Raw genomic sequence first — 9,673 nt, forward strand, 5'->3', positions numbered from 1 at the left:
TGTCAGGTCTGTCATCCAGTCTTCCAGAACATTATCAGCTTCGTATGAAGCTTCGAAAGAGTAAACATTCCATGTTGTCAGGTCTGTCATCCAGTTTTCAAGCATGTAATCTTCCTCTTCAGCAGTTCCAAAGGCAAAAAGATCAAATACTTTTTTATCATTTTTAAGTTTGTACTCTTCACCTACTGATGCGGCAAATGCGTCAAAGCCCGAAAAAACAAGCATTGCGATTAGTATGTATACTGTTTGTATTTTCATTATTTTTTTCATTATTGTTGTCATTTTGTATTAGTTATAGCTATTTGTTTGAATTACCAATCTTGTTTAATATTTGCTTCTGTTTATTAAACACACATCCGGTTCAATTGTTCAATTAATAACATTATTTATTTCAGATAATCATAAATACACTTGATATACTGTAAATATAGACATTTCATAGTTTATTTAGAAATATTTTAAATAATATTATAGGTTTTTAATATCTGTTCACATACCGGCCTGAGGGGCTAATTTTGTTTATTCTTTTTGCAAATAATATATATTATATGCTATTTTGCCTTAATTACAACCGTCATGCAGGTCACCTGACAGATGACAAACAATGAGGGTAATTTATCAATGACCGGAACCCGTATTATAGTTGCAGCAACAAGCGACCTTGCGACTGACCAGAGGCTCAGGCGGCATTGCACTGCATTGCATGAGAACGGATGTGAGGTAACCCTCACGGGCAGGGTACTGAAGGGAAGCCTTCCGGTGACTGAAACACCCTACAGAACAAGGCGTGTAAAGCACCTGTTCAACAGGGGGCCCCTGTTTTATGCCGAATATAACATCAGGTTGTTTTTTTTCCTGCTGTTCAATCGCTTCGACATCATCAATGCAAATGACCTCGACACACTGCCGGCCTGCTACATCGTATCCAGGCTCAGGTCAAAGCCTCTTGTCTACGACAGCCATGAATATTTTACCGGGGTGCCTGAACTGACCGGCCGTCCCTTTGTCAGGAAAACATGGGAGGCAATAGAGCGCCTGATCTTTCCCGGGCTTTCCCACATCATAACGGTCAACAGCTCAATAGCCCTTATTTACAGTGAGAAATACGGCAAAGAAATTGATGTTGTGCGCAACCTTCCTGCCCCGGGTGATAATTCTCATGAAGCAAAGCCGGAAGATTTCGGCCTTCCCCGTAGAAAAAAATTCGTGATCTTGCAGGGTGCGGGCATTAATATTGACAGGGGCGCAGAGGAAGCGGTCAGGTCAATGCACCATGTGCATGATGCAGTGCTTGTTATCGCCGGCAAAGGTGATGCCTTGCCCGTACTTCGCAGAATAGCCGATGAAGAAGCACTAACCGGCAGGGTACGCTTTATACCGCCAATGCCCTACGAAAAGCTCATGCAGCTTACCTCACTTTGCAGCTGCGGGTTGTCACTTGACAAGGACAGCAACCTGAACTACAGGTACAGCCTCCCCAACAAGATCTTCGATTATATCATTGCAGGCATCCCGGTGGTAGTATCCAGCCTGCCCGAAACCCGCCGTATAATTGAACAGTATGAAGTGGGCCTGATTGCTGATTGCCTTTCCCCGAAAGGAATATCGGAAAAAATAAACGAAGTGCTCAGCTCACCCCCTTCCAGGTGGCAGGAGAACCTGAAAAAGGCAGCAGCAGAACTGAACTGGGAAATGGAAAAAGATAAGCTGATCTCTGTTTACAGCCGGATCGGCAAAAAAGGCAAGTAATATGTGGCTGATATAGAGTTGCCTGATAATAAATATTTGGCGCACAAATTTCCTGGTGCTATTTTTGTACCTCCTTTACAGGATGTAAAATTAAATTCTGATAAAATATGACCACTTTTAAAAGAACAGCTGTTTTCCTGCTGGTTTTCATTGCAGCAATAAACCAGGCCTTCCCGTCAGGTTATAATATAAACGTCAGGATAAGCGGACTGGAGGATACGACCCTGCTCCTTGCATACCATTTCGGTAACAGGAAATACATTAAAGATACCATTATGCTTGATTCCCGCGGAGAGGGTATGTTCAAAGATGATGAAGCCCTTCCGGGAGGCATATACCTGGTGGTTATGCCAGATATGGATTATTTCGAGATACTGGTTGACCGGGAACAGGAGTTCCGGATTGAGACCACCGTTGATAACCCGGTTGAAAACATCAGAATATCCGGATCGGCTGAAAATGAGCAGTTTTTTGAGTATCACCGTTTCATGAACCGGCGGCAGAGAGCATCATCAGACCTCCAGCAGAGAATTGAGATGAACCGGGATAATCCCGATTCGGTTAAGATTCTCCAGGAGCGGGGAAGAGAACTCGACAGGGAGGTTCAGGAATACTGGAACTCGATAATTGAAAGGCAGCCGGGCACACTGCTGGCCAACCTTATAAGGGCCATGAAAAATCCGCAGATACCTGAATTTGAATTACCCGAAGGTACCCATAACCCCGATTCCGTAAGGTGGAGAATGGGATATGATTATAACAGGAAGCACTTTTTCGACAATATAGATTTTTCAGATGATCGCCTGCTCAGAACCCCTGTCCTCCACAACCGGCTGGAGCATTTCTTCACCCGCACCCTTATGCAGGTTCCCGATATGATCATACCCGAAGCTGTAAGGGTGATAGAGCTGGCAAAGGCTAATGACGATGTATTTCAATATGTACTTGTATACCTGCTGAACCATTATGAAAGATCAAACATAATGGGAATGGATGAGGTGTTCGTTGAGCTTGCCGAAAGGTATTACCTCAGCGGAGAAGCTTTCTGGGTCAATGATGAGACCATCAGACGGCTGAGGGACAGGGTTGAGCGTATGAAACCAAACCTGATCGGGCGCACTGCAGCAGAGATGAGGATGAGGATACCCGATGGCAGTTTTGTGAATCTTCACGGCATAGAAGCCGAATACACGATCATATATTTCTATGAACCGGCCTGCGGGCACTGCAAAGTTGTAACGCCCAGGCTGAACGAACTGTACAAAAAATACCGGGATCAGGGCCTGCAGGTTTTTGCAGTATACATTTACGACGATGTTGAAGAGTGGCAGGAGTATATAAACGACAACGGCCTTGACTGGGTAAACGTATTTGATCCGCAGAATGAGACCAACTTCCGGTTCAATTACGACATATACAGCACACCTACACTATATGTGCTGGATGCAGACAAGACAATAATCGCCAAGAGGATCGGGATTGAAACAATTGAGCAGATGGTGGAAGATCTGCTTTAAAAAGTGGTTCATGGCCCCGGATGAGGGGCTTTAATTTGGCACCCGACGAAGCGGGGTTATACTGCTGGTCCTTATGAAACAGAGCTAACCGTGAGCACTGATATAATGGGCTTGTATTGTGAGCGCTGATGAAACGGGGCTGCATGCCCTGAAACTGCAAAGCCGGTGTTTCAACCGGCTTTTCCGCTATTTTTCAGCAGGCCTGCTATGGTACTTCCGATATCGGCCGGAGATTCAACCACGGTAATGCCACACTCCCTCATAACCTTCATCTTGGCTGCGGCCGTATCATCGCTTCCACCTATAATCGCACCCGCATGTCCCATCCTCCTGCCTTTGGGGGCAGTCTGGCCGGCAATGAAACCCACTACCGGTTTGGTGCCGTTATCCCTTATCCACCTGGCCGCCTCGGCTTCCATGTTGCCTCCAATCTCACCTATCACGATTATGCCATCAGTCCCCGAATCATCCATCAGCATTTTCACGGCATCGAGTGTGGTTGTTCCGATTACCGGGTCACCCCCTATACCGATGCATGTTGATTGACCCAGGCCCGACTTGGTCACCTGGTCAACCGCCTCATAGGTCAGCGTACCCGAACGGGAGATAATTCCAACTGTGCCCTTTTTATGTATAAAACCTGGCATTATACCGACTTTTGCCTCCCCGGGGGTGATGATGCCCGGACAATTGGGGCCGATAAGAGTGGTTTTACGCCCCCTGAGGTACTCTTTGACCTTTACCATGTCAGACACCGGGATGCCTTCTGTAATCGCTACAATCACCTCTATGCCCGCTTCAGCAGCCTCCATAATCGCATCGGCTGCAAATGCCGGCGGCACGAAAATAACAGAGGTGTCGGCTCCGGTTTCCCTGACCGCTTCCGAAACGGTATTGAACACTGGCTTTCCCAGGTGCTGCTGTCCGCCTTTCCCGGGCGTGACCCCTCCCACCACATTCGTTCCGTATTCGATCATCTGTGAAGCATGAAAGCTGCCCTCACTGCCGGTAAATCCCTGTACAATAACTTTTGAATCCCTGTTTACCAGAACACTCATGATATTTCAGATTAGATTATTCAGTATTCGTTGTGCCGTCTCTTTTTTCCCCCATGCCCGGAGCCGGGATCGAAACCCGGCTTGCGGCAAATTAGAAAAATATTCCATCAACCCGGTGATTTTGCAAATTCCCCGATGGACCTGGCAATTTCATCGGCAACAAGCCTCAGTGGCATATTTTTTTCAAGTGCTATCCTTTTCAACTCTTCATATTCGGGCTTGATATTCACTATTTCACCCGCAAACCAGGAAACCTTTGCATTTACGTCACCAAGAGGCGTGGTGACTGTTATGCTCTCCCTTGCCAGCACCTCACGGGATTCCCGGCGTATCCGCACACCGATTGTGGTTGTTTCCCTGAAAAGGATTTTCAGCAATCTGTCCTTTGTACCCGCCCCCGGCCCCGAGAGAACAGTAAGCCTTATACCCGGCCTGTTCTTCTTCATCTGGATATTTGTCATAAACACTTCAAGAGCGCCTTCCCGGTATAGCATATCGATAACATGATCGAAAAACTGGGGGTTCATATCGTCGATGTTGGTCTCGACAACATCTATGGTGGTGGCGGATTGACCCTGGCCGGCCTCTCCCACGAAGATCCTCAGAACATTGGGTTGCTCAAAGTCTTTTGTACCGGCTCCGTAACCTATTGCTCCGGTCACCATGGGAGGCATATCGCCAAAACCGTCAGCCAGGGCGGTAATTACAGCCGCGCCGGTGGGAGTAACCAGTTCCCCGTCAGACCCGGCAGAATATACAGGCACACCCTTAAGTATTTCGGCAGTGGCCGGTGCAGGGACAGGGAACTTGCCATGTGAGAATGTGACAAAACCCGATCCCACGTTAAGGGGCGAGCACCACACCTTTTCAATGCCCAGCATCCTGAAGCCGGTGAGTGCAGCCACAACATCGACAACGGTGTCGACCGCGCCGATCTCATGAAAATGGACCTTTTCAACAGGCATATTGTGAATCCTGGCCTCGGCAACCGCAATTTTACTGAAGATCTCCTTTGCCTTTTTTTTCATAGCTTCATCCAGGGAGGTGTTTTCCACCAGCTGTACCAGATCATCAAGTCCCCTATGGTGCTTCTGCTCAGGGTACTTCACCTTGAAACTGGTAGACGCTATATTCTGTTTAACAACCCTTGAGGCAGAAATCGTTACACCCGGAAGTCCGAGCTTTTCAATCTCCTTCTCCAGGTCACCGAAATCAAGTCCCGCATCCAGCAGGGCCCCTGCCAGCATATCGCCGCTGATACCCGAAAAGCAATCAAAATAGGCAATCCTCATAAATCAGTGAATTTAAATCTATTTGTTTATAAGAGATGCAAAGTAGGCAGCCCCGAACCCGTTGTCAATATTTACAACCGTCACACCCGGAGCACACGAAGCAAGCATGGTCAGCAGAGGTCCGATACCGTTAAAGCTGGCGCCGTACCCCACCGATGTCGGAACCGCGATTACCGGCTTGTCAACCAGTCCCCCCACCACCGAAGGAAGTGCGCCATCCATACCTGCAACCACTATCAGCACGTTGGCATCGTCTATCTTTTTCTTACTGCCGAGCAGCCTGTGCAAACCTGCAACACCAACGTCATAAAGCGTCTCAACATGATTTCCCATAAAGCGGGCCGTCTCCACAGCCTCTTCGGCCACGGGCATATCCGATGTGCCGGCACTGACTACCAGGATATGCTTCGACGTGTCAACCGCCTGTTCCCCTCCCTCCATTGTCACCGTAATAGTACGGGCCATTTCGTTAAAACGTGCATCGGGAAACAGGCTTTGCACAGCCTCAAACATTTCGGGAGTGGCCCTTGTTCCGAGAACATTGTTCTGGCGGGCCAGGTGCTCAACTATGCTCTTTACCTGATCCACCGTCTTGTTCTGGCAGAAAATGACCTCAGGATACCCCCTTCTGAGAGCCCTGTGGTGATCCAGCCTTGCAAAGCCAAGGTCCTCATAGGGCAGGTTGGCAAGCCGGCCAAGTGCATCTTCAACAGTCACTTCGTTTATTCTGACACTTTCAAGCAGCGCCCTTATCTTATCTTTTTGCATTTATGTTGATTAACTGGTTAAGCGAACCACTTTTGAAATCCTTCACCTCTGTCTCATAAAAGCCGAGCAGGGCAAATTCATCCTTTATGGCCGAGAGATTCTTTTCAACTATTTCCCGATAAACCGGGTTTACCTCGAGTACTGCCTTCCTGTCGAAATGACGCACCCTTATCTCCCTGGCGCCAAATGATCTCACAAACTCTTCAGCCCGCTCTACCTGGGAAAGCTTGTCCCGGGTCACGGAGCTTCCGTAGGGAATTCTCGATGCAAGGCAGGGGCTTGCCGGCTTATCCCATATATCAAGTCCGGTCAGCCTGGCAACAAGCCGTATATCATCCTTGGTTAACCCGGCATCTTTCAGGGGACTGACAACCTGGTGCTCATCTGCCGCCTTCAGTCCGGGACGGTAATCGCCCAGATCATCCAAATTGGTACCGTTTGCAACATATTTTATCCCCTCTTTAGCAGCAATATCACCTATATACTCATAAAGCTCCTTTTTGCAGTAATAGCAACGGTCATCAGGGTTCCTTGAGTAATTCTGATCATCAAGCTCACGGGTGTTGATGACCCTGATCCGTGCACCGGTTCCGTTGGCGAATGAGACTGCCTCCTGCAGTTCCCTGCGGGGAATTGACGGCGAATCTGAAATGACCGCCAGAACATTGTCTCCCAGCATCATATGAGCAACCTTAAGCAGTAATGCACTGTCCAGTCCCCCGCTATATGCTATTATAAGCCTTTCATATCCTGAAAGCTCCTTTTTAAGCGCCTCCAGCTTCTTTTCGGCCTTCTTTCTGATTTGTATGTCCATCGCTTCCTCCTCTCTCTTCATATCCGCAATATTAGCATTAATTAAAATATTATTCTTTTAGCTATACCGTATAACAAAAAAATAACCCTTTTGATTATTCAACCCTGTTTTATCGACAATCCGGATAAGCCCCGTCAGGAACGAACGTATTACCATACCTGTTATCTAAGGTATTTTTCATACACTCTCCTGTAAAAGTCCATATCCACGCCTGCCATCCTCATAAGTACCCCGTCCCCCAGAATCTCCTCCTTTTTGCCGCAAGCCCTTATCTCTCCGTCCACCAGAACGGCAAGCCGCTCACAGCATGAAACCAGTGGCAGCAATGACTGCGACACTATTACAAGCGTTGCATCCAGTCGCCCGATAATATCCAGAAGCTGCACCACCATTACCGAATCGAGACTTGAAAACGGTTCGTCAAAAGCTATGACTTCAGGGCTGGTTGCCAGCACCGTTGCCAGCGCAACACGCTTTCTTTCGCCAAGTGAAAGATGATGGGACTCGGCATCTTTAAAACCCCCAAGGTTCATCTCCCTCAGAGCCTGCTCAACCCTTGCTGCGGCCTCTTCAGTGCTGTATCCGAAATTCAGGGGGCCGAAGGCGATATCTTCCTCCACCGTGGGATTGAACAACTGGTCGTCAGGGTTCTGAAATACCAGTCCCACCAGCCTCCTGACGGCCTGCAGAGTTCTTTTTTCAATCCTGGTGTCTCCTATAGTCACAATGCCGTCACCTGCAAGTATTCCGTTAAGATGCAGCAGCAGCGTCGACTTTCCTGCGCCTGAAGGACCAATTATGCCGAGTTTCTCACCGGGACCGATATCCAGGGATAAATTCTTAAGTACCGGACTGCCGGCAGTATACGAGAAACTGAGATTATCTATTTTTATTCCGCAAGGCATAAGATCAGTTTAAAAAGCGTTCAATCAGCGGTTGGCTTGTGATGCGCACCGCAAAAAGCAGCAGCACGAACGATCCGGCCATCAATATATCCCCTGCCCTGAGCCTCAACCTGTTCATATCAGGAAACTCACCTGTAAATCCTCTTGAAAGCATCGAATTATATACCGTATGGGAACGCTCTATACTTCTGATGAAGATCATTGCAGCCTGGTTACCGTAAGCCCTGAGCCGCTTTGTCCTGATCCTCCCCGGCGTCCTGCTGTCCCGAGCCCTGGAGGTTCTCAGCAGTTCATCATGAAGAATGAAAACATACCTGTACATAAGCGCCGAGATAACCCCGAGCAGCCTGGGCATCCTGAGCTTTCTCAATCCTGCCAGGAGACGGTGAAACTTACCGGTTGAAGTGAGCAATATAAGAAGCACAAGTGCAAAAGAGCCCTTCAGGAAAATTGTAAGTCCGCTCCTGACCCCTTCCCCAGAAATAAGTCCGGTCCCCGCCTCACCCGTTCCGGGTGATGAAAGCGGAAATGAAACGGCGGCAATTATGATAAAGGGTGACACCGCCAGGCACCGTTTTAGAATATACCCCGGCGGTATTCTGCTTATTGCAGTCACCAACAGAATGATCACCCCGTAAAATGCAAACGGCAGCAACCGGCCATGCGGTTCCGAGACAATAATGAAAATAGCTGCAAAAGCCGCTATCAGCCTCGCCCTGGGGTCCAGCTTGTGGACAGGAGAATTCAGGTCGCTGTATCTATCTAAAAATGAATGCTTCAATAAAAATATACTTTATTCTGTCTTTGATGCGGACTGCCTGGCCCTTATACCGTAGAATATTCCGGTAATGCCGAATATCAGCGCAAGTCCGAATATAATCCTGTAAAACATCGGGATGCCGGCAGGAGAAACAACCTCTGTTTCCACAACAGGCCCTGCAGGCACCTCTTCCTGTTCATCAGCAGCGGCTTCTTCTTCGTAAACTCCGCTTATAAAGCTTTCGCCAACGCTTATCTCCAGCCTGTCCCTGTGTCCCCGGCCGTCATCAATTTCAAAAACCCAGTCACCTGCAACGGAGGGTATAAAAGAAAAATATCCCTGCCTGTCTGTCCGACCTGTCTGGTAGGGCTGATCCTGACCCGGAGCATAAACAACAATACTGGCGCCTGCCAGCGGAGATGTCCTGGTAAAGTATGCGTTGACTGATACTGCAGGAGCATGCCTTGTAACCTCGAAATTGATTGAATGTGCGGCAGCGGTCGCCCCCAGTGCGAAAAACGCTGCAATTATCATCAGTACTGATCTTGACATAATTGGTTGTATTGGTTCAACTTATTATTTTAATAAATCTGTGCCGCTAAGTTGCATTGAGACAGCCTTAACCGGTCGTCCCCCTCCTGCTGAAGGCCCTCAGGCCAGCATCTCCGGCCTGACCCTTCTGAACATACCTGCTGCTGCCAGGGTAATCACTCCCTCAAGGATCGCAACCAGCAAATATACACCCAAAAGGTACAATATCCTGCTTCCGTAGCCCGAAAGCCTGAACTCCGCTACCATCAGAAGAACAGG

At 48.3% G+C, this 9,673-nt stretch carries 11 protein-coding genes; 2 read left to right on the forward strand and 9 right to left on the reverse strand.

All coding sequences use genetic code 11. The features are described 5' to 3' along the window. The coding region (locus EA408_13060) for a hypothetical protein (protein TVR68840.1) at positions 1–225 on the reverse strand (225 nt) is incomplete at its 3' end. A gap of 369 nt (positions 226–594) precedes the next feature. Here EA408_13060 and EA408_13065 point away from each other — a divergent pair. Then, positions 595–1,749, forward strand: a complete 1,155-nt coding sequence (locus EA408_13065; GenBank protein ID TVR68841.1) for a glycosyltransferase — start codon at positions 595–597, stop codon at positions 1,747–1,749. A 107-nt stretch (positions 1,750–1,856) separates the two neighbouring features. Beyond that, complete coding sequence (locus EA408_13070; protein ID TVR68842.1) at positions 1,857–3,266, forward strand: DUF5106 domain-containing protein; 1,410 nt, start codon at positions 1,857–1,859, stop codon at positions 3,264–3,266. Positions 3,267–3,436: 170 nt separating this feature from the next. Here the strand turns inward: EA408_13070 and sucD are convergent, their stop codons facing one another. From sucD to EA408_13110, 8 genes are all read right to left on the reverse strand, one after another. Next, complete coding sequence (gene sucD / locus EA408_13075) at positions 3,437–4,324, reverse strand: succinate--CoA ligase subunit alpha (GenBank protein ID TVR68843.1); 888 nt, start codon at positions 4,322–4,324, stop codon at positions 3,437–3,439. 107 nt (positions 4,325–4,431) lie between these two features. Further along, entirely contained in the window at positions 4,432–5,616 is a 1,185-nt protein-coding gene (gene larC, locus EA408_13080) for a nickel pincer cofactor biosynthesis protein LarC (GenBank protein ID TVR68844.1), read from the reverse strand. 18 nt (positions 5,617–5,634) lie between these two features. Further along, positions 5,635–6,384 carry a nickel pincer cofactor biosynthesis protein LarB gene (gene larB, locus EA408_13085; GenBank protein TVR68845.1) on the reverse strand — a complete coding sequence of 250 codons (750 nt, stop codon included), beginning with the start codon at positions 6,382–6,384 and terminating at the stop codon, positions 5,635–5,637. Continuing rightward, a complete protein-coding gene (gene larE, locus EA408_13090; GenBank protein ID TVR68850.1) occupies positions 6,371–7,198 on the reverse strand; it encodes an ATP-dependent sacrificial sulfur transferase LarE in 828 nt (275 codons plus the stop codon). Before larE ends, larB begins: the two co-directional genes overlap by 14 nt. 161 nt (positions 7,199–7,359) lie before the next feature. Then, positions 7,360–8,103 (reverse strand): ABC transporter ATP-binding protein, encoded by a 744-nt coding sequence (locus tag EA408_13095; GenBank protein ID TVR68846.1) that lies wholly within the window; start codon positions 8,101–8,103, stop codon positions 7,360–7,362. A 4-nt stretch (positions 8,104–8,107) separates the two neighbouring features. Continuing rightward, on the reverse strand, positions 8,108–8,893 hold the full coding sequence (gene cbiQ / locus EA408_13100; GenBank protein ID TVR68847.1) for a cobalt ECF transporter T component CbiQ: 786 nt from the start codon (positions 8,891–8,893) through the stop codon (positions 8,108–8,110). A gap of 3 nt (positions 8,894–8,896) precedes the next feature. Then, entirely contained in the window at positions 8,897–9,397 is a 501-nt protein-coding gene (locus EA408_13105) for a hypothetical protein (protein TVR68848.1), read from the reverse strand. Positions 9,398–9,514: 117 nt separating this feature from the next. Continuing rightward, the gene (locus EA408_13110) at positions 9,515–9,661 is read right to left on the reverse strand and encodes a hypothetical protein (GenBank protein ID TVR68849.1); all 147 of its coding nucleotides are present in this window, start codon (positions 9,659–9,661) and stop codon (positions 9,515–9,517) included. Positions 9,662–9,673 lie beyond the last annotated feature (12 nt).

This window comes from Marinilabiliales bacterium, from assembly GCA_007695015.1.
Taxonomy (GTDB): domain Bacteria; phylum Bacteroidota; class Bacteroidia; order Bacteroidales; family PUMT01; genus PXAP01.

Excerpts from the sequence above, each read along its gene's own strand:
- EA408_13065 (TVR68841.1), top strand. The coding sequence starts at position 595 with ATGACAAACAATGAGGGTAATTTATCAATGACCGGAACCCGTATTATA.
- EA408_13070 (TVR68842.1), top strand. The coding sequence starts at position 1,857 with ATGACCACTTTTAAAAGAACAGCTGTTTTCCTGCTGGTTTTCATTGCA.
- sucD (TVR68843.1), bottom strand. The coding sequence starts at position 4,324 with ATGAGTGTTCTGGTAAACAGGGATTCAAAAGTTATTGTACAGGGATTT.
- larC (TVR68844.1), bottom strand. The coding sequence starts at position 5,616 with ATGAGGATTGCCTATTTTGATTGCTTTTCGGGTATCAGCGGCGATATG.
- larB (TVR68845.1), bottom strand. The coding sequence starts at position 6,384 with ATGCAAAAAGATAAGATAAGGGCGCTGCTTGAAAGTGTCAGAATAAAC.
- larE (TVR68850.1), bottom strand. The coding sequence starts at position 7,198 with ATGGACATACAAATCAGAAAGAAGGCCGAAAAGAAGCTGGAGGCGCTT.
- EA408_13095 (TVR68846.1), bottom strand. The coding sequence starts at position 8,103 with ATGCCTTGCGGAATAAAAATAGATAATCTCAGTTTCTCGTATACTGCC.
- EA408_13105 (TVR68848.1), bottom strand. The coding sequence starts at position 9,397 with ATGATAATTGCAGCGTTTTTCGCACTGGGGGCGACCGCTGCCGCACAT.
- EA408_13110 (TVR68849.1), bottom strand. The coding sequence starts at position 9,661 with ATGGTAGCGGAGTTCAGGCTTTCGGGCTACGGAAGCAGGATATTGTAC.